The following is a 24,915-nucleotide window of genomic DNA, read 5'->3' as shown; positions in this document are numbered from 1 at the left end:
GCGCATCGGTTCAGCCCGTGGTCTTCTGCTCCAGTGCGTTCCGGCCGGCATCGAAGCTGCGTAGCGCCGCGCCGACCGCCGCTGCGACGGCGACCTCGAAGATCTGGTCTTCGGTGTGCCCGGCCGCGGTGAGCCGTTCGATGTCGGTGTCGGTGATCCGGTACGAGGTGTCGCGGACGGCCGTGGCGTAGGACTGCCACGGTTCGGGTAATGGGTCACCGGCCACGGCGGCGGCGCGCAGTGCCGGGTCGGTGGTCGCGGGAGCATCCAGCACCGCGTGGCGCAGGTTGGCCACGACGTCGCCGTGATCGGTGACAGGACCGTCGGTGAGCAGAAAGGACGGGAAGCGGTAGCCGAACCGGTGCAGCGCGCGGGTACCGCTGTGCAACTGGCCCTCGCGGAGGACGAAGCCGAACGCGTTGGCCAGGCGGTTGACGATGTTCCACACCAGGTTGACGTGCAGCGCTTCCCGCAACGCGTCCTCGGGCAGGTCAGCGACCCCGGTGATGTCGACGTGGTCCGGGTCCCGGGTGGCCACGTCGAGGAACTCCCGGACGGCGCGCAGTTGGGGCCGGGCCGACGCGGCATCGTCCGGGTCGATTTCGCCGTGGCCGGCGATGCGGGTGAGTTCGGCGTGCGTGTCGATGCAGAACGGGCACTGGTGTAGCCGCGCGGTGCACATCGCGAGGTATTCGCGCTCCCCTGCGGTCCAGTACGACGGCCCACGCATGGCGTCGGCGGTGAGGTCCAGCAGCGCACGGGTGAGAAAGCCAGGCCGGTACAGCAGCATCTTCACGATGTCCGGACTGTCCACACGCGACATCATGGCGGTGAACGCCAGGAACAGCTTGGCGCGGCGGCGATGGCCTTGGTCGAGAATGGACAGTCTCATTGGGACTCCGTCACGTCGAGGTCGTGTAGCCGGCCGGCGAGGAACCGCCGGTCGGCGGGGTTGGCGGCCAGTTCGTGGGCACGCCGGTACGCCGATGCCGCCTCCGCCGTGCGGCCGAGGCGGCGCAGCAGGTCCGCGCGGGCGGCGTGCAGCAGGTGGTAGCGGTCGAGTCCGTCGATTCGGTCGATCAGCGCCAGGCCCTCTTCCGGGGTGGTCGCCATGGCCACGGCCACGGCGTGGTTCAGCGCCACCACCGGCGACGGAGTCAGCGCGAGCAGGTGGGCGTAGAGGGCGGCGATGCCCGGCCAGTCCGTCTGATCGGCGGAGACGGCCTGGGCGTGCAACGCGGCGATCCCGGCCTGCAACTGGTACGGGCCCGGTCTGCCCAAACGCAGCGCCCGGTCCAGTAACCCGATGGCTTCGATGATCTCCGCGTGATCCCAGCGGGACCGGTCCTGGTCTTCCAGCAGCACCACCTCACCGGAGGCGCTGTAGCGGGCGGCGGCGCGCGAGTCATGTAGCAGCAACAACGCGACCAGGCCGAGCGTTTCGGGCTCGTCGGGCATCAGTACGGCGACAAGTTTGGCGAGCCGGATCGCTTCCTGGCACAGCGTGCGGTGCTCGGGCCGGTCGCGGGCGGCGGTGTAGCCCTGGGTGAAGATCAGGTACAGCACCGCGAGCACGCCGGAGAGCCGCTCGGGCAGCAGGTGGTCGGCCGGGACCTCGAGACTGATGCCCGCATCCCGGATCTTCCGTTTCGCGCGCACCAGCCGTTGCGCCAGCGCCGATTCGCCGACCAGGAACATCCGAGCGATCTGCCCGGCGGTCAGCCCGGCCACGGCCTGCAGGGTCAGGGCAACCCGCGCGTCCTCGGCCAGGGCGGGATGACAGCAGGTGAAGATCAGGCTGAGCCGCTCATCACCCGTGCTCAGCAAGCTGTCCTCACCGAAGTCCGTCATCATCGTCACCGCTCTGTCGTCTGGCGGTGCACTCCCCAGGTCCCGCTTGGAGGCAGCCCCCGACACCCCTGTGTCCGCTGGGGACGCAACCCCTGGGCCCCGCCTGGGGACACCTTCGGCAGCCGCGCCGAGTTGGGCCAGCTTCTCCCGGCCGCGCCGGGCCCGCCGCAACCGGTCGATCGCGCTGTTGCGGGCCGCGGTCAGCAGCCACGCCACCGGGTCGTCCGGCGCCGGTCCGTCCCATGCGCGCAAGGCGAGCGCACACGCGTCCTGCAGGGCGTCCTCGGCTAGTTCGAAGTCGCCGAGGACGCGGATCAGCGCGGCGAGCATCCGGGCCCGGTGCTCGTGGTAGACCTGCTGCAGGACGCGCGGGGCGTTCATTCGCCGGTGGCCGCCAGGTTCGCCGGGCGGTGGTCAAGGCCCGGCATACCGGCGATCGGCCGCACCTCGATCCCGCCCTGCCCGGCCATCGGGCACATCGCGGCCAGCTCCAGGGCCTCGTCCAGATTGCGGCAGTCGAGGACGTAGGCGCCGCCGAGGTGCTCGTGGGTTTCGGCGTAGGGACCGTCGGTGATCAGCGTCCGGCCGTCCCGCACGCTGACGGTGGTGGCGGTGTGCTCGGCCTCCAGGGGGTGCCCGGAGACGAACACGCCGCGCCGGCGGCACTCGTCGGCAAACGCGTTCACCCTGGCCAGGGCCTCGGCGAAACCCGGATCGTCCGGCCCGGGCCGCTCGCAATCGTAGATCAACAGCATGTACTGCACAGGTCCTCCGCTCATCCGTGTTCCGGTCGGTCGAAGAGGATGACGAACAGAGGGACCGTATCTCGACATCCCGGCCCCGACATCCTCATCGAATCCATTGGGCCGGACAGGCCGCGGTGGCCGGCACAGCGTCGACCGAGACGATGTCCGTAGTCTCCGATTTCGCCGCGACGCTCTCAGGCATCCTTTCCGGCAAGGCGTTCGACGATCACGAGCGGGATGTCCCGGCCGGCTTTGGCCTGGTAGGTGTCGTAGAGCGGGAAGACCGATGTCGTCCGTTCCCACAACGGCCGTTTCTCCTCCGCGGTGGCGGTTCTGGCCCGAGCGGGGAACGTTTCGTCGCGGACCTGGACGGTGACATCGGGGTGAGCGTCGAGGTTGAGGTACCACGCGGGATGGTGTGGCGCGCCGGCGTTCGAGGCCACCAGCAGATAGCGGGCACCGTCCTGCGCGTAGATCAACGCGGTACGCCGGAGCTTGCCGGACTTGCGGCCTCGGGTGGTGAGCAGCAGGGTCGGCCGGCCCTGGTACAGATGGCCGTTCTCGCCGTCGGTTTCGACATAGCGGCGGATGTGCTCGGCCACCCAGCCCGTGGGGCTGTCCGACACCTCGTCCTGCCTCGCAGTGGAGCCGGTGTCCGGCCGTGCGGGGTCGGGCAGCGCATTGTGGATGGTGGTCATGTCACTCTTCCTCTGGCAGGCCGGCGAAATCAGGCGGCGTACGGCTGTTCGGCGCGGGCCGCCTTCGTGGCGCGGCCCCACCAGACGAGCTGGTCGAGCAACTTGGTGGCGGCCTTCCCGCACGCCACCGGGTCCGTCGGCCGGCCGGCCGGGTCGAACTGGGATTGAGCGCCGTGAAAACTGACCGTGTCGCGCACGGTCACCGCATGCAGTTCGGCGAAGACGTGCCGGAGATGCTCCACGGCCCGCAATCCGCCCGAAATACCGCCATAGGAAACGAATCCCACCGGCTTGGCCTGCCACTGCGTGAAGTGCCAATCGATCGCGTTCTTCAAGGACGCGGGATAGCTGTGGTTGTACTCCGGCGTCACGACGACGAACGCGTCGGCCGCGACCAGTCGCGGCCCCACCACCGCCAGCGCCCGTGCTCCTTCCTGATCGGGTTCACTGGACAAACACGCGGGAAGCCGCACCTCCGCGAGATCGATGACGTCGACCACGATGTCCGCACGCTGTGCGGCGTGCTCGGCGAACCAGGTGGCGACGGTGGGGCCGAACCGGCCCTCCCGCGTGCTGCCCACGATCACCGCGAGCCGGAGCGGGCTTTTAGACATGGCGAATCCCTTCGAGAGCTGATCATTCGCTGTACCTCAGCAGCGTCAAACCTCAACAAGGGTTCAAGTCAAGTAATGTGATCCACATGGCATCACTACCGGCCGGCATCGCCGAGCTCACCATCGGTGAACTCGCCGAGCGCAGCGGAGTCCCCGCCTCGGCCCTGCGCTTCTACGAGCGACAAGGGCTTCTCCGCAGCCGGCGCACCACCGGCAACCAGCGCCGCTACCCCCGGGAAACCCTTCGCCAAGTCGCCTTCATCCGCGCCTCGCACCACCTCGGCATCCCGCTCTCGTTCATCGGCGAGGTCCTCGCCCTGCTACCCGAGGGCGTAGCCCCCACCCGCGAATTCTGGGTCAAAGCGTCAGAATGCTGGAGCGCCGAGCTCAACGCCCGGATCGCCCGGCTGGAACAAATGCGCGACCGCTTCACCGAGTGCATCGGCTGCGGTTGCCTGTCCTTCGAGCAGTGCGAGTTGGTCAACTCCAACGACAAGCTCGGCCGGGAAGGCCCAGGCCCAAGACGGCTGTTCAACCCCTAGCCCGTGACCACGTGCCCTTGCTGCGCGGCGGTAGGTAGTTCCGCTAGCAAAATGCTTTCATTGGGACTAAAATGGCTCCATGCCTACCATTCACGTACGCGACGTGTCCGACGACGCGCTGACCACGCTGAAGGTGCGGGCCGCCCGCGCGGGGCAGTCGTTGCAGTCGTATGTGCGCCAATTGCTTGAGGGTGAAGCCGAAATGCTGACCACGGAAGAGGCCGCGGAACGGGCACGGACCATCGCCGCACGCTCCGCGGTAACGGCTGACGATGTCATGGATGCGATCGCGGACATGCGTGAGGCCCGCAGTTGATCGTTCTGGACACGTCCGCTCTGGTGGAGTTCCTCGTCGGCAGGGACGCGCCCGCGGAGAGGGTACGCACGGCATCCGTCGGCGAACGGCTCGCCGCTCCGTACGCGGTCGACCTGGAATGCGCGTCGACCTTGCGAGGCCTGGTTCGAGGCGGCAAGCTGCCCGTCGACGAGGCACAACGGGCGCTCGAACTGCTGGGCATCATCAAGCTGAAACGATACGATCACGTGCCCTTGCTGCCGCGCATCTGGCAGTTGCGGCACAACATGTGGCCGTATGACGCGGCCTATGTCGCGCTGGCTGAATCCCTCGGTGCCGACCTGATAACTCTTGACAGCAAGCTCGCCCGGGCTCCCGGTCTCTCCTGCACCGTGCGCGACCTGCGAACACAACCATCTCCGCCCGCACCGTAATCGTTCGTACCTTGGGCAAGACGCCTGCACTGGCGATGATCAGAGCGATTGCGCCCAGCCGGCGACGGACGCGAGATGGTCGTCGGTGATGCCGATGCGTGGATTCACGCCAACCAACTCGGTCGGCACGCTCGCCGCCCGGCGCCGGTCCAGGAATTCCTCACGCGCGGTCGGATAGACGTCGAAGTCGTCATCCAGCCAGGCCAGCGGGCGCCCGGCGGCGTATCGAGCCACCGGGCCGTACTTCCAGGTGAACCGTCGTCCCGGCAAGGGCTGCAACCCGGCTGGAAACTCGATGACCGGCAGCACCGGCAAGCCGATCGCCGGGCCCATCATCGTATTGGCCCGATGTTCCCAGTTGGTGGCCCACACCAGCTCCAATCCGGCCTGCGCGGCCAATTCCAGCAGCGCCGGACCCAGCGCGGGGTTGAGCCACATCCGAAGGGGCCGGCGACGACTCCAGCCCGGCAGGCGGAAACCGATCATGGTCATCCGGTGCTCGGCTTCGACATCGACACCGACCGAGTCGTCCTCCTGGCCGAGCCGCCGGCCAGGTGATTGCGGTCGCTGGCCGCGATTCGTAGCAGGCTCCATTGCGGAGGATCAGTCGGTAGCGCCCGCCGAGCGGAGCGAGCGGCCGAGATCGCCGACGAGTAGACGAGGGTGGCGCCGCCACCACCACATGTCGATGGGGTCGAATTCGCTGATCCGGTGGAACTGCGACAACGAGATGCCGTCGTCGAAGACGGTGGCAGCCCGGAAACGGTCGTCGAGGGCCTTGACCTGCGGGGTCCATAGGACGATCACGCGCTCAGTGAGGATCGGCCATGCCTCGTGCAGCCAGTTCCGGCTGTAGAGGTCGTTGGTGTATTCGTCCACCAGGTCGCTGTAACCGTCCTCGACCTTGCCCACGAGCCAGGCCCACTTGTCGACCATCTCTTGGACGGTGAATGCCTTGCGCCAGCCGCGTTGACGCATGACCTCGCCTGCTGCCGACTCTTTGTGGGGCTCCATGCGCCGGATCCTGGCATACGACTCGGCCCGGTGACCACGGGTTTCCCGTGGTCACCGGACCGAGCGGCACTCCTTGAGTTCTCAGCTGCCAGCGATCTGGGCTTCGAGGTCGGCGAGGCGCCGGTCCTGGAAGCGGAGGTTGGAGCGGGCAGCCTTGAGCCGCTCGTCGAGGGTGCGGTTTTCGGCAGTGAGCTGGCGGACCCGCTGTTTGAGGGTGGTGTTCTCGGTGGTGATCCGCTGGATGGCTTCCTCGGTCCATTCAGCCTGCAAGTCCCGGATTTCACCGAGGAGTTCGCCGATGCGGGTGCGCTGAGCCAGAATCTCAGCGTGGGCTGCCTTGAGGGCGTCCTCGGCGTTCAGCGCGCGTTCCCGCCACGTCGCCTCACGCTCGTCGTCCTGCTCGGCGAGGGTCCGCAACCGGCACTCGCCGACCTCGGCCATGGCTGAGGCGATGGCCGCCCTGGCCTCGGGATTGTCGTAGAGGAAGGTACGGGATACGTCCGCGCGACGGGCGACGGGCGACGGCGGCGATGCTGATCTGTGCCTTCTCACGACGGAGGCAGGTGATGGCCTCGTGGACTCGCTGGAGGGCCGTCTCGGTCTTGCGACGACGGGCCGCCAGGGCAGCTGCCGTGCGGGGTTCTGGAACGCTGGCGGTCTTCATGCGATGTCCTGTTCGAGATCGTCGCCGTCTGTTGTGCACGTATCGCTGCACTCGTCCTGCTCCCTGCTGCCCGCGTCGGCGAGATCGGTGGCGCGGAAGGCAGTGGACCACACGCGATGGAAGTAGTCCTGCGGTTTACGCAGGTCCAGGGCGAGCGCGTCATCAAGGAGGCCGAGGCCGGCCAGGGCCTTCTCCAGACCGTCGATGGCGCGGCCGGTCGGCTCGAAGTAGCGGTGGAGGTAGTCGGCGGTGGCGTCGTCTGGGGCGCCCTCGGCCAGCAGCCGCCACTGCTCGCGCTTGCGCCGCCAGTAGAGGAGGTCGGCGCCGGAGAGGACGAATTTGTCGCAGTTGTGGCAGTCCAGGTTCCAGGGACAGGCGCCGCCGTCGACGACCGGCTGGAAGGTGCAGAATCCGCCCTCGGCCGGGGTGCTGCGGCGGGCGAGGTCGACCGCGATGGCCAGGGCCTGCTCCTTGGTGAGCGCCTCGGCGGAGTCCCCTGAGAGGAGCTCCCCCGGAGTGGCCGTGCCGGGGCCGGCGACCCACACGTGCTGGAGCACGTTCTCCAGATCGGTGTTGGAGAGATGGACGTAGTGCTCGGCCATCCTGTCCGAGACGTGCCCGAGATAGCGACGGATGTGGGTGAGGGTGGCGCCTTGGCGGAGGAGGCTGGTGGCCAGGGTGTGGCGAGCCTGGTGGGGAACGCAATGGCCGATGTCCAGGGAGTCGACCCAGGGGCGGAAACGGCTGTAGAACCACGGTCTGCTCAGTGCGATCGTTCCGTCGGTGCTGCGGTAGTTGGTGGGGAACAGCGCGAGTCCGTCGCGTTCTTTGCCGGTGGGGGTGTAGCCGTGTTCGTCGGCGAACCGGCTGAGCGTCTTGCGTTGTCGGGCGGTGATGAGGTCGTAGAGCGACTCGGGGATGCGAATGGCGGCGTCGTAGTTGCCCACCTTGGTCTGGTCGTGCCAGAGCATCGCGAGCCCATTGAGCCGACCGATGCAGTTCCAGCGGAGCTCGATGACCTCCCCCAGCCGTCGTCCGGTGATGACGATGATCTCCCAGATGTCCCGAGCGCCCTCGTCATCCCCATCGTGGACGCGTGTGAACTCGGCGAGGTTGCGCTCGTCTGCCAGTGCGCGTGCCACCTCGTCGGCGAAGGGGCGCCGACGCTTCGGGTAGGCCGTGGCGCCGGCGTTCGGCAGCGCGACGACAAACTCTCTCGCGAGGCCGAGAGCATCGGTCGCACCGTCGTCCATTGCCTTGCGGAGGATCTTGCGCGTGTGGTTGAAGACCACCGACCGCGTGCCGGTCGTGACGATGCTCGGCTTCCCATCGGACCGGACCATGGCCAAAGAGGGGAGTCCATGGCGTTCGCGATGTCTCTGATCTGCGACGAAGCGATCGGCGTGCCCCTTCGTCAAGACTGCGGGGTCGTGGCCCCCGCCAGGGGCATCGACTTCAAGGAAAGCGCTCAATTCGGTCATCGCGCGGCGAATTTGATCGAGTTTGTGAGCACTGGGACATCGGGGCGAACTCAGGATCTCGGCAAAGTAGTCCCACGCGATTCCCTGTAGCCATCGTTGGGAGATCTCGGTGAGGCCGATATGCCCGAGCCGCTGATCGAGGCTGACGCCGAAGTGCCTGGTCTCGATGAATCCAGCCTCCTTGGTCTCCTCGCGCGTGAAATAGACCAGACGCAACTCATGGAGGATCTCTTTCGTGATCCCCGTGGCGGTCTTAGTCAAGGACGAAACGTCCAGATCGATGATCGAGGTCGCATCTGCTTCGCGACAGGCATTCACTACCATTCGGAGCGCGGTGACATCCCAACGGGCCGGACGCGACCGTTGAGTGTGAGTGAACAGCCCCCACTGAATCTCCTTCTGCGCCAGCGGACGCAGGCCGCGCAAGTTCAACTGAGCAGGCAGGGCGACTGCGGCCTCCGCATTGCACCACGCCTGGAACTGGCTGTGGTCTTTGTAACTGACTGCGGCTTGGTCGTCACGCAACCATCCCTGCGGAATTGACGCCCCGCCGGGGGTACCTGCCCTCCGGTAAGCATTACCGTGCCGACGGCAGAGTCCGAGCTGCGACTCCGCCAACAGAGGACAGACCAGCACCATGCATGCCCCGAACCCCGGAGAAGGACTTTGCTCGGCGACCCACCCATCCAAGTCGAGTGCGACTTCTTTCCCGGCTCGCGCCCGACTCCACTTTTTGAAGTGCAATTCACAGAGACGATACTCACCCGGTCGCGCGGGACGCTCGGGACAGATCAGGCAAGACAAATTGCCGTAATGATCGGTTGATTGGCCCAAAGGTTCAGCAGTGCTGAGGAAAGCCGACCGGCTGACTCTTTGCTTCGCGACCGTGAGCCACTGTTCTCGATGGCTGTGGCAGAAGTCGCCGAGGCCGGTGGCGCGCTCGCAACCACCGACCCGGCAGAACCATCGATAGGTCTGGTGTCCCTGTGGGATTTGGATGATGTCGTCGCGAAACAGCGGGTCGAAGGAGGGTGCGTTCATCAGCGCGGTGAGGATTTCCAGACGATCTCTGCCGATCCGCGTGTCGTTCTGGTGCGAGGTCAGCAAGGGCAACAGGAAGGCGTCCCGGCGCTTCATCGGTTCTCACCCCAGACCGTGCGCAGAGCGGCATCGAAGACCGGATCGTGGATGTCGACGTGACCGTAGACCTCGTCGACCATCGCGGCCGAGGCCCAGCCGCCCGCGTCCCGGGCGATCAGGGTGTTGCCGTCCGCGGCGTCGAGAACCGCCGAGGTAAAGGTGTGCCGGAAGGCATGGGGTTTCACCAGCCCCAGACCAGCGCGCTTCCCTGCCCGCCCGAGCATCCGGCGGGCACCGACCGGGGCCCACGGCTGGCCGGCATCGGCGCCGTGCAGCTGGACCAGGAGCATGCCGTGCCGAGCGCCGCGCGGGTACTCGGTCGTCATGTACTCGAAGTAGGAGTGCACCATCGCTGGGCTGACTCGCTTGATCAGCCCGCCGGTGACCGTCCCTCGCGTGACCTGCCATGGGTGTTTGGTCTTGGCCTCGGCATGGTTCGGGTTGCCGGGCCGGTGGCAGACGTGCAGGTGCGGGGTGCGGCATTCGCCGCAGGCCGCGTTCTCCCGCAGGTGCAGGTCGACCAGGTGCAACCCGCACAGCTCGCCGATCCTCAGGCCCCCGTCGGCGAGCCAGTCCACGACCAGCCGGTCCCGGGCGGCGTTCACCGTCTCCAGCAGCCTCTCCCGCGCCCCATCCGGCAGCATCTTCGGGTGCCGGCGGTGCGGCCCTTTCGGTGCCAGCGGGTTCGTGGGCAGTGGCGACTTCGCGTGACCGAGGAACGAGCGGCGGCGGTCCACCCGCGACGGCAGCCGGGACCTGTCGAGCTTCTTGCCGAGTTCGCCGTTGATGCCGAGGGAGGCTTGGTGCAGGTAGAAGCCTTTCAGACAGGCTGCCGCGGTCGACAGCGCGGAACGGCTGTAGGGGCGCTTGCCGACCCGCCACGGTTCTCCGAGCGGCATGCGGACCTGGGCACCGATGATCCCCATGTACCTTTCCAGGTCGCGCAGTTGGACCGTGTCGAAGGCCAGGCACTCGCGCTCCAGCCAGCGCAGATGGTCCACCAGGTAGTACGCGTAGGTCTTCTGCGTGCCCGAGCCCTCATGCTCGCGCAGGAACCGTTCCGCCTCCGTGTGGAGCGTGCCCTCAGGCCAGACGATCGTCCATGATCTCCGCCCGTCCTTCCGCTCGATCCGCTGGACCCTCAAGTCCCCGATCACGACGTGCCGTGCCACTTGTCCTCCGTACCGAACCCGGAACATGACAGACGTCCCGGTCCCGGTCGGTAAACGAGCCCATGACGTCCTGGTCACAGGCCCAGACGGACATCACGGGCGGCACTACCTGCGGTCGGTAAAGTCGACGTCCAACAACAGCAGTGGCTTGACCATCCGGTGCCACTTACGAGGCGCCGTCGAGGACGGTGGCACTGGTGAGGGCGGCCGAGACGAGGCGTCCGATGGCTTTCCGGCGCTGTCGCTGCCGCGAAGCCCTTGGCGCCGGATCGCCGGTGGCGAGGCGGTCCAGCGTGGGTAACGCCTGCCAGCTGTAGCACAGCGACAGGATCGTCGAAAGCAGTTCTCGCGCTTGGCTTTCCGAAACCCGCGGGACCGCACGACGGATGCCCGCGATCTTGTCACGCATGCTCTGGCGTCGTTCGGGTTCGGCAACCGGAATGCCCAACTCCAGACTCTCCCAGAACAGCAGGCGCGCCAGCGCGGGTTTGCGGCACACGTGGTCGAAGAACCGTTCGGCGTAGTCGATCACCGCCTGCGGGCCTTCACCGTCGATGTGCACGGCATCGCCCAGCGCGGTCACCTCGCGGCTGATGACGGTGGCGAAGAGTTGGTCCTTCTTCCCGAAGTACTGGTAGATGCGCTCCTTGTTGACCCCGGCGGCCGCGGCGATCCGGTCCACCCGCGCGCCGGCGAGCCCGCGCTCGCAGAACTCCTCGGCCGCCGCGTCCAGCAACCGCCGCTTGGTGCGCTCGATGTCCCAGGCCATGCCCCGACTCTAGCAGATCTCCAACTAACTAGTTGCAATTCTGGCCGCGCTGGTGTCTACTCTCGATTGCAACTAGTTAGTTGGAGATTGAGGAGCCGTCGTGACCACCACCATCGAGCCCCCCACCGCGACCACCCCCTCGGTGCACGTCCGCGCCGCCATCACCTGGCTTGCCATCTTCCCCATGGTGGCCGTGGGTATGACGGTGATGGCCCCGTTCACCGGCGGCTGGCCGCCAGCCCTGCGAGCACTCGTGCTCACCGCCTTCGTGGTCCCCGCTGCCGTCTACTTCGTCGTCCCGCGCCTGCTCGCCGCCCACCGGCGGGTCACCCGGCGACTGGCGAAGCAGGCCGCGCCGACCCGCTGAACCTTCACACCGGATCGGGCGGCGGTTGCGCGGATCTGCTGGCGGGCGCGATCTGGTTTCGACTGCTGCTGCGCGGTGAACCCGCGCCGCCCGACTACCTGCACGACCTCATCGACGTGGTCCTGCCCGGCGCTGGTCACCCATAACCTGTTGAGGACGCGGCAAGTCGGTCGGCCTGGGTCTGTCGTCGGGTTGCTGGAGCGCATAGGCGTGGAGCGTGTCGAGGGCTTGTCGGAATACCTGGAGCTGTGTGATCGCGTCGTCGATCCGGGTTTGTTCGCGTTATAGGCGAGCGATCATGTCGGTGCGAGTTGACGGGCACGGCCGGGTAGCGCGAACGTGGCCACGGCCGCGGCGGTCAGGATGGCCGCGATCAGCGCGAAGGCGTGTCCGTAGGCGGTGGCCAAGTGTTCGGGCGCGGTATCCGGTGTGCCGGCTGCCATGACGAGCGCGGCGAGACCGAGGGCGGCGCCGGCTTGTTTGGTGGTGTTCATCAGGCCCGAGGCGGCACCTGCATCGGCCGAGTCGATGCCGGCGGTGACGGTGGTGGTCAACGGCGTGTTGAGCAGCCCGGAGCCGAGCGCGATCAGGACCGCCGGCCCGGCGATGCCGGCGAGATAACCGCTGCCGGGGGTGAGCGCACTCTGCCACCCGAAGCCGCCCGCGGCGACGAGCGCACCGCCGGCAATGAGCAGCCGGTGCGGGGTGAACCGCATGAGCCATGGCGTCAGCCAGGTACCGACCATGATGCTCAGCAGGGTGTGCGGCAAGAAGCCGAGACCGGTCTGCAGGGCGCTGTAGTGCAGCACGTTTTGCATGGACAATGCGAGGAAGTACCACATCGGGTTCAGGCACGCCCCCGCCAGCAGCATCACCACATTGCCGACCATGATCGTGCGACTGGAGAAGAGCCGCAATGGAATCAGCGGTGCTCCAGTGGTCCGCCGCTCGATCAGGACGAAGCCCGCAAGCGCCGTGATCCCGACTCCCAGGGCAGCGACAGCGAGCCCGCCATCGGCGAATCGGCTCAAGCCGTAACTGAGCGCGGCCAGGCCGAGGGTGACGGCGACAGCGCCGGGAATGTCCAGGCGAGGCCGCGACTCCCGTCCGGTGTCCACGGGCAGCAGCTTCACCCCGGCGACCAGGGCCAGCACGCCGACCGGCACGTTGATCAGCAGGGTCGCCCGCCAGGTGAGGAACTCGGTCAGCGCACCGCCGAGGAGGTTGCCCGCCGTGCCACCGGCAACACCGAGCGCCGTCCAAGCGGCCAATGCCCGCGTCCGCCGGGCACCGTCGGGAAACGCCGTCGTGAGCGCGGTCAGCGTCGCCGGGGCGAGTACCGCCGCGCCGAGCCCCTGCACCGCCCGCGCAGTGGCGAGCAGCCCCGCCGTGTAGGCGAGGCCACCGACCAGGCTGGCCGCGGTGAACCCGGCCAGCCCCGCCAGGAAGACCCGGCGCCGGCCCCAGACGTCGGCCAGACGTCCGCCGAGCAGCAGGAACCCGGCAAAGACCACCGCGTAGGCGTTGACCACCCACTGCAGGTCCACCGCATCGAACCCGAGCGAGGACTGGATGGCGGGCAGCGCGACGTTCACCACCGAGACGTCGAGCACCACCATGAACTGCGCCGCACACGACAAGGCCAGCAAGGCTCCGCCACGCCCGTTCAGCGCCCCCACCCCCGTTTGCTGTACACATGTATTATATACAGACGTATAGTAAAGCATCGCGTGGAGGAACGAGTGCCGAAGATCGTCGACCACGCCGAACGCCGGGCGCACATCGCCGAGGCGCTGGTCCGGGTCGCCGCCCGCGATGGGCTGCACACGGTGACAATGCGGACGGTCGCCGCGGAGGCCGGGGTGTCGGTCAGCCTGGTGCAGTACTACTTCGACACGAAGGCCAAGCTCCTGCACGCCACACTCGAACATCTCGAACGGCGCAGCGTCGAACGTTGGCGGGAAAAGGTGCGGGCGGCCGAACCCGGGTCGTCGACGCGAGCGATCGTGGCAGGGTTCCTTGCCGAGGCATTGCCGGCCGATGGGGAAAGCCGAGCGCACCATCTGGTGTGGACCTCGTACGCGGTACTGGCGATGACGGATCGAGAACTGGCCGCGCAGCCGTTCGTCGACGGCCCGAACCGGCGCGAACGCGAACTCGCCGGCATCCTTGCCGACGCCGCCGCACGCGGCGAGCTACGTCCCGACGGGGATCACGGAGTCGAGGCCGCGAGGCTACTGACGCTCAGCCACGGACTTGGTACCAGCGTGTTGGTCGGCCAACGCAGCGCCGACGACGCCCGCGCAATCCTGAACTATCATCTCGACCGCCTTTTCCTTCCCGCCCCGCCCGATAAGTCGGCTGAGTGCCGGCTCCCGGCCGGTGACGGCCGCGATCTGGCCGCGCAGTAGTACTCGGCGGTCCGCGAAGCATTGCGGCGTGACCGGACGCCGAGTCCGCCCCGCGATCAGGGATGCGCCGGTACGGTCGCGCGTCGCCACTGCAGGCGCCGGATGCCTTCTGCGACCAGGAACGCGCCGTGGAGGATGAGCAGGACGCCGAACAGAAGAGTCAACACGAACACGCTGGGCAGTGGGTAGACCAGGACTACGATCCCGGCCGCCGCGCCCACGACACCGGCGGCGATCGTCCAACCGCGGGCGGGCATGTACCCGCGGACGCCGTGGACGAACTGCACCAACCCGGCGACCGTCCAATACAAGCCCACCAGCAGGACCAGCGCCGCGATGCCCTGTATCGGATGGCTGACCAGCAGCACACCCACGAGGATCCCCAGTACACCGGTCAGGGCGACCAGGGCCGCCACACCCGCATCGGGCACGGAAAAGGCGGACACGACCCAGAACACGCCGGCGACCAGCAGTTGGATACCCAAGACGATGCTCAACACGGTCAGCGCCTCCCGCGGCCAGACCAGCACTACCACGCCGGCGGCGATGGTCAGTACTCCGAAGGCGACGGTCCACCAGGGCGAGGGCCAGCCCCACCCGGCCAGCCACCGCGGGGCCCCACCCCGCACCGGCCAAGCCCGCGCGGCACGCACCTGGCTCGCGGTCGGCACCGGCCAGGCTCTGCTCAGCCGGTCGCCGATCTGCCGGGTGACCTGCCGGGTCGTCTCGTCCGCGGCCTCGCGCAACTCGGCCATTGCCTGTTCCACACCGACGCGAGCCTGTCCCCTCTCCTCCGTGGGGTTGGCCCGGAACCGATGCAACGCGCTGGCCGCGGCCGCCGACCGTTGCTGCAGCGGCTGTGTCAACGCCTCCGCCTGGTCCGGGGTGTCTGCCTGGCGCGCGGCCTTGGCCTGCAGCAAACCGATCCAGTCGTTCCACGCGTCCAGTTCGGACTGCACCGCGGCGTCGAAGATCGCCGCATCGGCAGCCAGTTCGACGTCGAGAGCGGCGTGGGCGATGGCCAGCTCCACGTCCAGCTCGTTCAGGTCCCACGCCAGTTCGGCGGCGTAGGCCTCCCCCGCCGCCTGGTCGGCCTGCGCCTGCTGGCGCAGATGTTCCCGTGCCCGCGAGTGCCGCTCCCGCAGGTGGTCCAGCGGACGCTGTACCTTCGCCCGGACATCTGCCGGGCATGCGGCGACCCGTTTCGCGATCTGGTCGATCTCCCGGCCGATCCGGCCGAGCCGGGCCTCCATCGACCGTTGCGCGGCCTTCCCGGTCGTCCTACCCGCGGTCGCGTTCATGGTGACGACCTCCCAGTCTCGCCAGGCGCCGGGGAGCCCGGCGCTAAGGCGTAGGCGGCTCCGGCTCCGGTTCAGGGGATGGCTGCGACTCAGGAGACGGTGTGACCGTCCAGGAGAACTCGATTTCGATTTCGTGCTCGTCGGCGTCCGTTTCCGTCTCGATCTTGGCGCTGATCTGGTCGGCGACGCGCAGGCCGGCCTGCTGGCCGGCGATTTCGACCTCCCCGCCACCGGCGGCCAGTACCCGAGCCAACGAGGACAGCCAGTCCGCCGCCTCGGCGCGGGTCATCGTCTGCTTGGTCTTGTGTTTGGTGGTCATGGATATGTGTACCCCCAACGGATCGCCGTGAACCGCCGGCGCTGAGCTTGCAGCGCGGTTTTTCGTCGATATTCGTCTGATTCTCTTGAACGCGGTTTTCCCGAGTGTGAACGTTACGTCACCAGGAAGCGACGCCGGACTTCGTCAAGTCGCCCGTCCCTGACCCAACTGTGACCGATCACGACGGTTCGGTGACGGTGAAGCCACACGGGTCCAAATGATCAGTACATCATCAGGTGATATGCCGTCGGTGAATTCCGGCCAGTGCTCGCTGGTCACTGGAACACGCCACTCGGGTGGCGCTCCTTGCCGCACCGTCGGAGCGCCTATTAATCTGACAGGTCTGCCGAATTACCCAACGTGACGCCGACGCTTGCCGCAGGGGGCCGGGGTGTTGTTGACGTTCGATGTTGATTTGACGGAGCTGGACATTCTGGCCGAGGACCTCGGCCTCGGGCGTGTGGTCTATCCCTACGAGCTTCCCTATACCGGCGAGTCCGACGCGGAACGCTCCGCGCACCGCGACAAGGTCCGTCAGCGACTTCGACGCGACGGATGGATGTCGGGTAGCGGCAGCCTGCGCGCGGATCTTGAATACCTGTTGCGTGTGTGGGCCGAACCCGAAGTCGTGATCACTCAAATCGCCACCGTTGTCGACGGCGATCGCCGGTTCCTCCAGCGCGGTGGCTGGCGCGGCCGGACCGGAATCGTGACCAGTCAAAAAGGCGCCGTGCTGACCTTCGCCGAACTCCGCCCCACCCAGGTCATCGACGAAATGGTCGGTTTCCTGCCGCATCGGGAACCGGTGTATGGCGCATCGGTCACCTACGTCCAAGACGGCAACACGGGCCCCCGGCGCAGCCGCGACGATGAGGAGTTCTTCGGCGGAATCGATGCGCCCCCACCCGCACCGTCGATCGGTGCGCGGGCCGCCGAGCGATTCTTCCGCGCACCCATCGTGCGGGCCGGAGTCATCGCCTGCTCGATCCGCAAATCCAACAGCCGCACACGACGCGGCGACGAGATCAAGATAGGACCACTGAACTGGTTTGACACCACCGACGGCCGGTTCTTCATGATCGTCGAAGCCCTCTCCAACGGCGCCGAACGACACACCGTCACACCCGCCGACCAGGCCCGCATCGCGCAGTGGTTACACGATCGAATCAACCGAATCCGACACGACTCGGCATGAAACGCTGTACAGTGCCATGCAGCACCAGGCAGCGATCACTTACACCGCACCAGTTTGCGCTCACCTGTAATCGCCGGGCTGGGAGGACGGCATCATGGCCGACGACAACACGGGCGGTTCCCCCGGATCGATCGCCACCGGGATATCCGGTGGCGACCAGCAGGTGAAGGCCATCGCCGACGCCGCCCAGCACTACCTCGATATGGCCAAGGCAGGTGACTGGGCGATCGACGAGGAAACCGGCACCCACCTCCGAAGCGCGTTCGCCCACGCGATGGAGCGACTGGCGCAGATCGGCAACAAGACGTATCTCCTTGAGCAACCCCCCAAGGTCGGAAAGGACAACTACGCGCGGCAGGTCTCGAAACACATGCTGGCGTCGGTGAATTCCGACCGGTACTCGCTGCTCCCGACCTTCAACGCGATAAAAGACGCCCTCACCAAGTGGCACGCGGCGATCGACGAGGCGATCAGGCATTACAACGCGACCGATGAGGCCGCGACGAAACATTTCGGCCCGGTCAAGGACTGAGGCTCACATGATCAGCAAAGCCAGCGTTGCCAGCTTCGCCGCCCTCGTTGCCACCGCAGCGATGGCCGTGACCGGCTGTTCCAGCACGATAGCAGGAACCGCGTCCCCGGCCACCACAAGCAGGACAGGTACGGCCAGCGGCAATGTGTTCGACGCCTTGAACGCATGCCAGGTTCTTGATCAGCTTCTCGCGGGCCAGGGCTTCCACCCTGGCGACAACCAGAACACACGTAACGAGTGCACCACATCGAAACTCGATTTCGGCGCGTATTCGATTGCTTTGGACCCGACACGGGGCCTCACTGAGTTCGCGGCATCGAACGTTGGTGCAACACAGACCGTCGTCAACGGCCGAAACGCGATGCAGGCTGAACCTTCCCCGGGGATGTGCGTGTACGCGCTCGAAGTGGGACAGAACGCGCTGGCGCTGGCGCTGGCGAATATGGCGAGCAGTACGGACAACGCGCAGGCGTGTCCGAATGCGGAGCAACTGGCGGAGAAGCTTGAACCGTTGTTGCCGAAGGATCAATAGGAGGGGGTTGTCGTGACCCAGCCGGGTGGCACGCCTGAGGAGTACACGCGGCGGAAGTACGAGTCCGAGGTTTACGCCGAGGTCGCGGGGACGAATGCGGGTAAGTTGCGGTGGAGCGGGGACTGGCATGATCCGGCCAGGGTGGCCGGCGACTATTCCACCAAGTCCGCCGAGATGTATGCGCGCAGGGTGGCGAGCGAGGGCGGTGGCTACCGAAAGGGTTTGCCCGCCTCCGTTGTCCACTACCACGGAATGTCCCATGAACGATTGCGGGCGATGGTCCACGACGGGACGAGCGCTGAGGAAATCGACGAGCAGGGCATCGTGGTCAACGACCTGGGCAACGTGTTCAAGGAGTTGGCGAGCACCATCGGGCAGGCCATTTCGAAGGAACAGGCCGGGTGGCAGGGAAAAGGCGCGGACGCAGCGTTCCAGGGGCTCGGTAGCCTGTCGAACTGGTTTGACTCGAGTGGAGACGCCACGTTCCTGACCGCGAACCGCTACTCCCAGACCTCGGCGGCGATCGCGAACGCGCAACACAGCATGCCCGAACCGGCCGGGCGCACCGTGACGCAGTCGATGGACCTGGCGCACCAGCAGCTCACCCGCGGGGACCTCGGCGGTTTGCTTAACACCTACCAGAACATGCAGGCGCAGGCGGAACTCGCGGCCCAGGCCCAGCAGCAGGCGGCGGCGGTGCTGGCGGCGCGGGACCAGACCTTCTACCAGACCGGCTCCACCCAACCGACCTACTCGCCACCGCCGGCACCGGCCACGCCGGCCTCGGCGACCCCGGCAACATCGCCGACCAGTGGCTCGGCCGGGTCGCCGGCCGGCGGTTCCGTCGGATCGCCGAGCGCCGCGATCCCGGCCCTCGGCCACACCACCGCAGCCAGTTACACCTCACCCCCTGCCCCGACTGGCGGCGGAGGGCCGGTTCCCGCCATCGGATCACTACCGACGGCGGGACCGCAGGACGGCACCGTGAGCGGATCGAGTCCCGTCGGCGGTCCGCCCATCAGCAGTGGCGGGGATGTGGCTGGCCGGCGCCGGACACCCGGCTCGACGCTCAACCCTGGCCAAGACTCCGTGCTGCTGTCCCCAGTGGGCGGCCGTCGCCCCGGTGGCGACATCGAACGCGGTGGCTCGGATCGTTCCGGTGGCTCCTCCGGGCGGGCCGGTGGCCGGGCACCCGCGGGCGGCACCGAGCAGGAGCCGACGGGCGGCAAGAAGTCCGGCACGGCCGAACCCGGCGCGAAGGCCGCGGCACAGGCTGCCCGCGAGGGTACCGCGGGCAAAACCGGCAGGCCCGGGGCCAGCGGTGTGCCAGGTGCCGCGGCGGGCAGCAAGAAGGCAGAGGAAGACAAGGCGCACAAGCGCCCAGGCTTCCTCGTGGAGACCGACCCCTACGACGCGCTCGGCGTCACGATCGAAACCGACGAGCACGGCAACAAGATCGCCCCACCCGTGCTCGGCGAGTGACCAACGTCGTGCCGACGCGAACGGCCCAACTCGCAGATGATGCCGAGCTCGAAGTCCTGGCCGGCTATCGGTGCGGTCAGGCGTCGTCGAAATCGATTCTCATAACGGGCAACGAGCGTCCCGGTGCGACCGTACGCTCGCCCACGCGATGGGCACCCATGTGCAGATAGAACGGCTCGGCGTTGGGATCGGATTCCAGCTCCAAAGTGCGAAATCCGCGTTCTCTGGCCGAACTCGTGGCATGTTCCCATAGCACGCGACCCAGGCCCGTACCGATCGCGGCGGGATCTACGAACAAGTCCATCAGCTCACCGTCGGGGGGCTCGCCGCCCAGTTGGTAGTAGCCGAGCAACGCGCCATCACGTTCGGCGACCACAACCCGTTCGTCGCGGACCTGCTCCGGCCGCATGACCAGCAGGTGGCGGACCCGGTCGAGATACGCCTGGTCGTAGCCCCAGTGTCCCTTCGAGCGGAGCGTCAATGCCGTGATGTCGTCCGCTTCGTGAGGTTCAGCAGCGCGCAGTCGTAGTTCCTTCACATTCGTGATTATCCGTACCCGTACAGGTCTCGGCACGCGATTTTTCATTCGCCCGCTGGTGGCGTACGAGCTAAGGCTTTCGCGAAACGGTTGGCCAGTTTGCGAAGGTGTTGGGCGAGTTCTGGTGGAGATTCGACATCGAAATCGACGTCGAGCGTGCCCACGACGAGAGCTACCAGATCGAGCGAGTCCGAAGCCAACTCCAGCAGGCAGGTCCGCTCATCGATCGGCGTGACCATTCCGTCGACGCGTCCGGTGATCCGGGATGCGGGAGCGTGCACACGCAGCCGGGCGCGATAGGGCCAGATGTCACGGCCGATCGTCCTGCGCAGGTAAGCGGTCACATCACCGTCCGGTGGTTCGCGACGGGCGAACCTGGGGCCGTTCGGCGTGCGAAGCGACATCCGATCAACGCGGAAGGTGCGCCAGTTCGCCCGGTCGACGTCCCAGCCGACCAAATACCACTTGCGGCCCCACGAGACCACACGATGCGGCTCGACCATGCGCAGCGACGAGGTCTCATGGTGGCTGACGTAGTCGAACCGGAGCGTCTCGGCGGCGCGGATCGCGGCCGAGACCGCGGTGAGGACTGGCGCGTCCACGGTGGGACCCTTGCGCGAAGGGATCGCGACCATGGCGTTTTCCAGGGTTCTCACCCGGTCGCGCAGGCGCGGCGGCAGTAGGTGTTCCACTTTGGACAGGGCGCGCAGGGACGCTTCTTCGATCCCGGTCACGCTACTCATGGCGGCGGTATGCAGCCCAACGGCGACCGCCACCGCCTCGTCGTCGTCCAGCAGGAGCGGGGGCACCGTGGCGCCGGCCCCGAGCCGGTACCCGCCGGTGGGGCCCATCGTGGCGGCGACCGGATAGCCGAGCTCTCGCAGCCGGTCGATGTCGCGCCGCACTGTTCTGGTGGTCACGCCGAGCCGCTCCGCGAGCTCGGTGCCGCTCCAGTCACGGCGCATCTGCAGCAACGCCAGCAACCGGAGCAGGCGGGTGGGTGTTTCCAACACACACCCACTATCGCCGATATGTAGGACTGCGGCTGTCCTATACACGCGGGACGCTGTGTCGTATGAGCACAATCGAACCCTTTCGCGTCGACATCCCCCAGGCCGATCTCGACGACCTGGCGGATCGGCTGGCCCGGACCCGGTGGCCCGACGAACTGCCGGACGCCGGGTGGTCGTACGGGGTGAACAAGGACTACCTGGCCGAGTTGGCCGACTACTGGCGCACCGGTTACGACTGGCGCGAGCACGAGGCACGTCTCAACAGGGTTCCCCAGTTCACGACGACCATCGACGGCCAGAGAATCCATTTCCTGCATGTGCGGTCGCCGGAACCCGGCGCCACGCCGCTGGTCATCACGCACGGCTGGCCGAGCACGGTGTACGACTTTCTGGACATCCTCGGCCCGCTGACCGACCCACGTGCCCACGGCGGGGACCCGATGGACGCCTTCCACGTCGTCGCTCCCTCACTGCCGGGGTTCGCCTTCTCCGGCCCGACCGGGGAGCCCGGTTGGGGCGTGAACCGCATCGCGCGAGCCTGGGCGGAACTGATGCGGCGCCTCGGATACCAGCGCTATGGGGCCCAGGGTGGCGACTTCGGCAGCATCGTCTCCCCCGAACTCGGCCGGATCGCCCCGGAAAATGTCCTCGGCGTGCATGTCAATGCGCTGGCCAACGCCTCGACCCCGATCGACCCCGGCGAACTGGACACCCTTTCCGAAGCGGAGCGAGAACAGGCCCAGCAGAACACGATGTGGTGGTATGGCCACTCCGGCTACGCCACCCAGATGTCCACCCGCCCGCAAACAATCGCCTACGCACTCAACGACTCCCCGGCCGGGCAACTCGCCTGGAACCTGGAATGGTTCGTGGACTGGAACCCCACCCAAACCCAGCGGACGCCGATAGCTCGGGACACGATCCTCACCAACGTTACGACTTACTGGCTCACCCGAACCGCGGGATCCGCCGCTCGGCTCTATCTCGAAGCCGCGTCAGAAGCGTGGGGCCGGCGTCCCGCGCGCTCGTCCGTGCCGACCGGGGTGGCGAACTTCCTTGGCGATCGGGCGATCCGCGGCCTGGCGGAGTTGTCCAATGTGGTCACTCGATGGTCGGCGTTCTCCCGCGGCGGCCATTTCGCCTCGCTACAGGCCCCGGACCTGTTGGTCACCGACATCCGGGAATTCTTCCGGCCCCTGAGATAGTCATCGCCCAATTCCGCCTGAACCGCATTGGTTGATCTCAGTGGCTGTTTGCCTTCACGGTCGCGATGGCTTGGGCGATGGCCGCGTGTTCGGCGGCCGCCGTGGACCAGGGCCGGCCCGCGGTGAGCGCGCCGTCGACGGTGAGGTCCTGCCCGTTGACGTGCCGGGCGGCGTCGCTGGCGAGGAAAACGGCGACGTCGGCGATGTCCTGGGGCCGGCCGATGCGCGGGTCGGGTTGAAACTGAGGGAGGAACCGGGCGAACACCGGGACCCCGTCGTCGGCCGCATGGTCGGCGGCTGCGGCATCGGCGCCGACGGCCTTGGCCTGGATGCCGGTGGCGATGGGGCCCGGGGAGATCGTGTTGACCCGGATCCCGGACTGTCCGAGATCGACGGCGGCACACCGGGTCAGGTGCTGCATCGCGGCCTTGGCGATCGAGTAGTCCGGCCCGGAGAATCCGGCGCGCAGCCCCGAAACGCTCGCCACATTGAGCACGGTTCCCGACCGCTGGGGCACCATATGCCGCGCCGCCTGCTGGATCAAGGCCAGCGGAGCCCGCACATGCACCGCGATGGCCTGGTCGAACGCGGCCAGGTCGAGTTCGGCGATCGGGACCGGGTGGCCGGGGATGCCCGCATTGTTGACCAGGCAGTCCAGACGGCCGAACCGATCCAGCGCCGTGTCGACCAGACGGGCCGGCGCGGCGTGGTCGGTGAGGTCGGCGGGTAGGAACACCGCGTTGGTGCCGATGCGCTCGGCTACCGCTGCGCCGTCCTTGACGCGGCGGCCCGTCATCACCACCCGCGCGCCCTGCCGTGCGAATTCCGCCGCGATGGCGGCGCCGATGCCGCTGGTCGCCCCGGTCACGATCGCCACCTGCCCGTCCAGCACGCGGCTCCTGGTCTGTTCGGTCAACCCGGTCTCCTCATTTGGTCCGCTGGGTTACCGGCACAGACTGGCCCGCGATTCACGCAGGGGCAATTACCCCTGAGGTCATCGCTGGGTCGGCTCTCCAGTGCATTTTCCTCTTTGGACAGAGGTGGTGCGCTGAATCATCGTGCGATTCCGTTCAGTACGGCGGTGATGATGGATTCGACCGCGGGCGGGGTCGTTTCCGGTGCATTGTGTTGAAACAGCGTGGACAGCACGAACTCGTGGCAGACACCCACGAGCATCGCCGCGGCCGACTCCAGTTCGGCGTCGGCAGCGAGGCGGCCCAGATCTCGTTCGGCATGCAGGTACTCCCGCAGCCGATCGCGCCAGTCCGCGGTGGGCTCGACCAACTCCGTGAACCTGACGAGGACCGCGGGCTGGGCGAGCAACCCGGCGAAAGCGGGCAGGATCGCCCGGTGCATGGCCAAGCCGTAGGTGAGGTAGGCGCGAAGATTGGCTTCGACGGCACCGGCGCCGGGTTCGGGGAGTTCGCCCAGACCTTGTTCGACAGTCCGGACATGCGCACGCAAGGCGTGGGCCAGCAACTCCTCCTTGTCGGTGAAATGGTTGTACAGCACGCCGTCGGCGACACCCGCCTCACGAGCGATCGCCCGGACGGTGAGCCCCGCCGTCCCCTGCACCGAAATCATGCGTTCGGTGGTGGCGATCAGGTGGTCACGCAGGCTTCGCTCATCGTCGCTGTGGCGCAGTATCTCCGCCTTCCTCGGTGACATCAGGCGTCCGTCGCGTTAGGACGATGCCGGGGCGACCGCGGTGACCAGCCACGCCACGCCGCGCAGCCGGACAGCACCGGGTTCGGCATAAGCGTGCAGCGCGGCCGTGAGGGCGTCCCGAGCGCGAGTCGTGGCCTCGGGTCCGGCCAGGTCCATGTGGTACTTGACCGGGCCCCAGCCGGCGATGAACTGGGCGGCGTCGGCGACGTCGCGGCCCCAAGTCTGGTCCGTTTCAACGCGGGTGCAGGTGATGTCTCCGAATCCGGCCTCCGCCAGCACGGACCGAGTGCGCTCGGGATCGGCGAAGGACGTGGGGCCGCTCCCGTCCGGACCGTTGGGAGGTGGCAGGTACTGGGCCATCGAGCCGAACACGGTGCCCAGGTCGGTGTCGGCGATCTCGGTCATGCACACGAACGCGAGCCGGCCCGCCGGGCGCAGAGCGCGGGCGATGTTGGCGAAGGCGGCGACCGGGTCGCCGAAGAACATGATCCCGAACCGGCTGAGCGCAACGTCGAAGGCGTCCTCCTCGAACGGGTAGACCTGTACGTCGCCCCGCTCGAACGACACGTTGCGAACGTTCTCCGCTTCCGCGCGGGCCCGCGCCGTGGCGAGCATCGGGCCCGAAAGGTCGACACCGGATGCGGACCCGAGCCGGGCCTGACGGGCCGCCAACCGCGTCAACTGACCGTTCCCGCAGCCGACGTCGAGTACGCGATCTCGTTCGCCGATCGCCGCCGCCTCGAGCAGGAACTTGTTGAATCCGCCGTTCACCGCGTCATAGCGGTCGTAATGGGCGGCCCAGTGCTCACCTTCATACCCGTTCCATGCCTGCGCCTGTGCGGTGTTGACGATTCCTGCCACCGAAGCCTCCTCGACCACCTTTGTGAACGCCTGTTCATGAACGTGCGTTCATGATGCCCGCCGGCGGGGCG

Annotated in this window: 29 protein-coding genes; 10 read left to right on the top strand and 19 right to left on the bottom strand. The window is 67.4% G+C overall.

The features are described from left to right. Positions 1–10 precede the first annotated feature (10 nt). From A3CU_RS0112970 to A3CU_RS0112950, 5 genes are all read right to left on the bottom strand, one after another. Positions 11–892, bottom strand: coding sequence for a carboxymuconolactone decarboxylase family protein (locus A3CU_RS0112970; RefSeq protein WP_027942654.1), 882 nt, complete (start codon positions 890–892; stop codon positions 11–13). Then, a complete protein-coding gene (locus tag A3CU_RS0112965; RefSeq protein ID WP_027942653.1) occupies positions 889–2,232 on the bottom strand; it encodes an RNA polymerase sigma factor in 1,344 nt (447 codons plus the stop codon). The genes A3CU_RS0112970 and A3CU_RS0112965 overlap by 4 nt, the downstream gene beginning before the upstream one ends. Further along, on the bottom strand, positions 2,229–2,615 hold the full coding sequence (locus tag A3CU_RS0112960) for a YciI family protein (protein WP_027942652.1): 387 nt from the start codon (positions 2,613–2,615) through the stop codon (positions 2,229–2,231). Before A3CU_RS0112960 ends, A3CU_RS0112965 begins: the two co-directional genes overlap by 4 nt. 176 nt (positions 2,616–2,791) lie before the next feature. Then, on the bottom strand, positions 2,792–3,295 hold the full coding sequence (locus A3CU_RS0112955; RefSeq protein WP_084143237.1) for a nitroreductase family deazaflavin-dependent oxidoreductase: 504 nt from the start codon (positions 3,293–3,295) through the stop codon (positions 2,792–2,794). Between the two features lie 29 nt (positions 3,296–3,324). Beyond that, positions 3,325–3,909 (bottom strand): NADPH-dependent FMN reductase, encoded by a 585-nt coding sequence (locus A3CU_RS0112950; protein ID WP_027942650.1) that lies wholly within the window; start codon positions 3,907–3,909, stop codon positions 3,325–3,327. Positions 3,910–3,995: 86 nt separating this feature from the next. On the opposite strand from A3CU_RS0112950, the gene soxR reads away from it, so the two are divergent. The 3 genes from soxR (at position 3,996) to A3CU_RS0112935 (ending at position 5,180) form a co-directional block, all read left to right on the top strand. After that, on the top strand, positions 3,996–4,451 hold the full coding sequence (soxR, locus tag A3CU_RS0112945; RefSeq protein WP_027942649.1) for a redox-sensitive transcriptional activator SoxR: 456 nt from the start codon (positions 3,996–3,998) through the stop codon (positions 4,449–4,451). Between the two features lie 79 nt (positions 4,452–4,530). Next, on the top strand, positions 4,531–4,767 hold the full coding sequence (locus tag A3CU_RS0112940; RefSeq protein WP_027942648.1) for a FitA-like ribbon-helix-helix domain-containing protein: 237 nt from the start codon (positions 4,531–4,533) through the stop codon (positions 4,765–4,767). Then, positions 4,764–5,180, top strand: a complete 417-nt coding sequence (locus A3CU_RS0112935) for a type II toxin-antitoxin system VapC family toxin (protein WP_027942647.1) — start codon at positions 4,764–4,766, stop codon at positions 5,178–5,180. The genes A3CU_RS0112940 and A3CU_RS0112935 overlap by 4 nt, the downstream gene beginning before the upstream one ends. Before the next feature lie 39 nt (positions 5,181–5,219). Here the strand turns inward: A3CU_RS0112935 and A3CU_RS44615 are convergent, their stop codons facing one another. From A3CU_RS44615 to A3CU_RS44600, 6 genes are all read right to left on the bottom strand, one after another. After that, the gene (locus A3CU_RS44615) at positions 5,220–5,774 is read right to left on the bottom strand and encodes an HAD domain-containing protein (protein WP_052371682.1); all 555 of its coding nucleotides are present in this window, start codon (positions 5,772–5,774) and stop codon (positions 5,220–5,222) included. Positions 5,775–5,783: 9 nt separating this feature from the next. Continuing rightward, entirely contained in the window at positions 5,784–6,194 is a 411-nt protein-coding gene (locus tag A3CU_RS0112925; RefSeq protein WP_027942646.1) for a hypothetical protein, read from the bottom strand. A gap of 81 nt (positions 6,195–6,275) precedes the next feature. Beyond that, on the bottom strand, positions 6,276–6,635 hold the full coding sequence (locus tag A3CU_RS53935) for a hypothetical protein (protein WP_211246409.1): 360 nt from the start codon (positions 6,633–6,635) through the stop codon (positions 6,276–6,278). A 219-nt stretch (positions 6,636–6,854) separates the two neighbouring features. Beyond that, on the bottom strand, positions 6,855–9,476 hold the full coding sequence (locus A3CU_RS54410) for a tyrosine-type recombinase/integrase (RefSeq protein WP_052371681.1): 2,622 nt from the start codon (positions 9,474–9,476) through the stop codon (positions 6,855–6,857). Then, a complete protein-coding gene (locus A3CU_RS0112910; RefSeq protein WP_027942645.1) occupies positions 9,473–10,651 on the bottom strand; it encodes a tyrosine-type recombinase/integrase in 1,179 nt (392 codons plus the stop codon). Before A3CU_RS0112910 ends, A3CU_RS54410 begins: the two co-directional genes overlap by 4 nt. Positions 10,652–10,817: 166 nt before the next feature. Continuing rightward, entirely contained in the window at positions 10,818–11,420 is a 603-nt protein-coding gene (locus A3CU_RS44600; RefSeq protein WP_043840993.1) for a TetR/AcrR family transcriptional regulator, read from the bottom strand. 100 nt (positions 11,421–11,520) lie between these two features. Between A3CU_RS44600 and A3CU_RS44595 the strand changes: the two genes are divergently transcribed. Beyond that, a complete protein-coding gene (locus tag A3CU_RS44595) occupies positions 11,521–11,787 on the top strand; it encodes a putative antibiotic biosynthesis monooxygenase (protein WP_052371680.1) in 267 nt (88 codons plus the stop codon). Between the two features lie 296 nt (positions 11,788–12,083). Here the strand turns inward: A3CU_RS44595 and A3CU_RS0112895 are convergent, their stop codons facing one another. Then, a complete protein-coding gene (locus A3CU_RS0112895) occupies positions 12,084–13,466 on the bottom strand; it encodes an MFS transporter (RefSeq protein ID WP_027942644.1) in 1,383 nt (460 codons plus the stop codon). Between the two features lie 51 nt (positions 13,467–13,517). Here A3CU_RS0112895 and A3CU_RS44590 point away from each other — a divergent pair, with 51 nt between their 5' ends. After that, on the top strand, positions 13,518–14,198 hold the full coding sequence (locus tag A3CU_RS44590; RefSeq protein ID WP_342668909.1) for a TetR/AcrR family transcriptional regulator: 681 nt from the start codon (positions 13,518–13,520) through the stop codon (positions 14,196–14,198). A 56-nt stretch (positions 14,199–14,254) separates the two neighbouring features. Here the strand turns inward: A3CU_RS44590 and A3CU_RS49755 are convergent, their stop codons facing one another. Both A3CU_RS49755 and A3CU_RS44580 read right to left on the bottom strand, forming a co-directional pair. After that, entirely contained in the window at positions 14,255–15,499 is a 1,245-nt protein-coding gene (locus A3CU_RS49755) for an HdeD family acid-resistance protein (RefSeq protein WP_052371679.1), read from the bottom strand. Positions 15,500–15,542: 43 nt separating this feature from the next. Continuing rightward, entirely contained in the window at positions 15,543–15,818 is a 276-nt protein-coding gene (locus tag A3CU_RS44580; protein WP_043841030.1) for an amphi-Trp domain-containing protein, read from the bottom strand. Between the two features lie 415 nt (positions 15,819–16,233). Between A3CU_RS44580 and A3CU_RS0112875 the strand changes: the two genes are divergently transcribed. The 4 genes from A3CU_RS0112875 to A3CU_RS0112860 all read left to right on the top strand — a co-directional run bounded on the left by A3CU_RS0112875 (position 16,234) and on the right by A3CU_RS0112860 (position 19,559). After that, positions 16,234–17,013 (top strand): ESX secretion-associated protein EspG, encoded by a 780-nt coding sequence (locus A3CU_RS0112875; protein ID WP_169739626.1) that lies wholly within the window; start codon positions 16,234–16,236, stop codon positions 17,011–17,013. A gap of 94 nt (positions 17,014–17,107) precedes the next feature. Further along, the gene (locus A3CU_RS0112870) at positions 17,108–17,545 is read left to right on the top strand and encodes a hypothetical protein (RefSeq protein ID WP_027942642.1); all 438 of its coding nucleotides are present in this window, start codon (positions 17,108–17,110) and stop codon (positions 17,543–17,545) included. Positions 17,546–17,552: 7 nt separating this feature from the next. Continuing rightward, positions 17,553–18,077, top strand: coding sequence for a DUF3558 domain-containing protein (locus A3CU_RS44575; RefSeq protein WP_027942641.1), 525 nt, complete (start codon positions 17,553–17,555; stop codon positions 18,075–18,077). Positions 18,078–18,089: 12 nt separating this feature from the next. Next, positions 18,090–19,559 (top strand): hypothetical protein, encoded by a 1,470-nt coding sequence (locus A3CU_RS0112860; protein ID WP_027942640.1) that lies wholly within the window; start codon positions 18,090–18,092, stop codon positions 19,557–19,559. A gap of 76 nt (positions 19,560–19,635) precedes the next feature. On the opposite strand, the gene A3CU_RS0112855 is transcribed toward A3CU_RS0112860, so the two are convergent. Together A3CU_RS0112855 and A3CU_RS0112850 are read right to left on the bottom strand one after the other, a co-directional pair. Beyond that, positions 19,636–20,097 (bottom strand): GNAT family N-acetyltransferase, encoded by a 462-nt coding sequence (locus A3CU_RS0112855; RefSeq protein WP_211246408.1) that lies wholly within the window; start codon positions 20,095–20,097, stop codon positions 19,636–19,638. Positions 20,098–20,141: 44 nt separating this feature from the next. Beyond that, positions 20,142–21,110, bottom strand: coding sequence for a helix-turn-helix transcriptional regulator (locus A3CU_RS0112850; RefSeq protein ID WP_027942638.1), 969 nt, complete (start codon positions 21,108–21,110; stop codon positions 20,142–20,144). Positions 21,111–21,172: 62 nt separating this feature from the next. On the opposite strand from A3CU_RS0112850, the gene A3CU_RS0112845 reads away from it, so the two are divergent. After that, the gene (locus tag A3CU_RS0112845) at positions 21,173–22,315 is read left to right on the top strand and encodes an epoxide hydrolase family protein (RefSeq protein ID WP_211246407.1); all 1,143 of its coding nucleotides are present in this window, start codon (positions 21,173–21,175) and stop codon (positions 22,313–22,315) included. A 37-nt stretch (positions 22,316–22,352) separates the two neighbouring features. On the opposite strand, the gene A3CU_RS0112840 is transcribed toward A3CU_RS0112845, so the two are convergent. The 3 genes from A3CU_RS0112840 to A3CU_RS0112830 form a co-directional block, all read right to left on the bottom strand. Further along, complete coding sequence (locus A3CU_RS0112840) at positions 22,353–23,231, bottom strand: SDR family NAD(P)-dependent oxidoreductase (RefSeq protein WP_027942636.1); 879 nt, start codon at positions 23,229–23,231, stop codon at positions 22,353–22,355. A gap of 137 nt (positions 23,232–23,368) precedes the next feature. Continuing rightward, positions 23,369–23,983 (bottom strand): TetR/AcrR family transcriptional regulator, encoded by a 615-nt coding sequence (locus tag A3CU_RS0112835; RefSeq protein ID WP_027942635.1) that lies wholly within the window; start codon positions 23,981–23,983, stop codon positions 23,369–23,371. A 15-nt stretch (positions 23,984–23,998) separates the two neighbouring features. Further along, positions 23,999–24,844 carry a class I SAM-dependent methyltransferase gene (locus A3CU_RS0112830; RefSeq protein ID WP_027942634.1) on the bottom strand — a complete coding sequence of 282 codons (846 nt, stop codon included), beginning with the start codon at positions 24,842–24,844 and terminating at the stop codon, positions 23,999–24,001. Between the last annotated feature and the right edge of the window lie 71 nt (positions 24,845–24,915).

The organism is Amycolatopsis taiwanensis DSM 45107 (assembly GCF_000519205.1).
Taxonomy (GTDB): Bacteria; Actinomycetota; Actinomycetes; order Mycobacteriales; family Pseudonocardiaceae; genus Amycolatopsis_E; species Amycolatopsis_E taiwanensis.
Note: the sequence above shows the minus strand (reverse complement) of the source record. Positions and strands in the feature narration are given on the sequence as shown.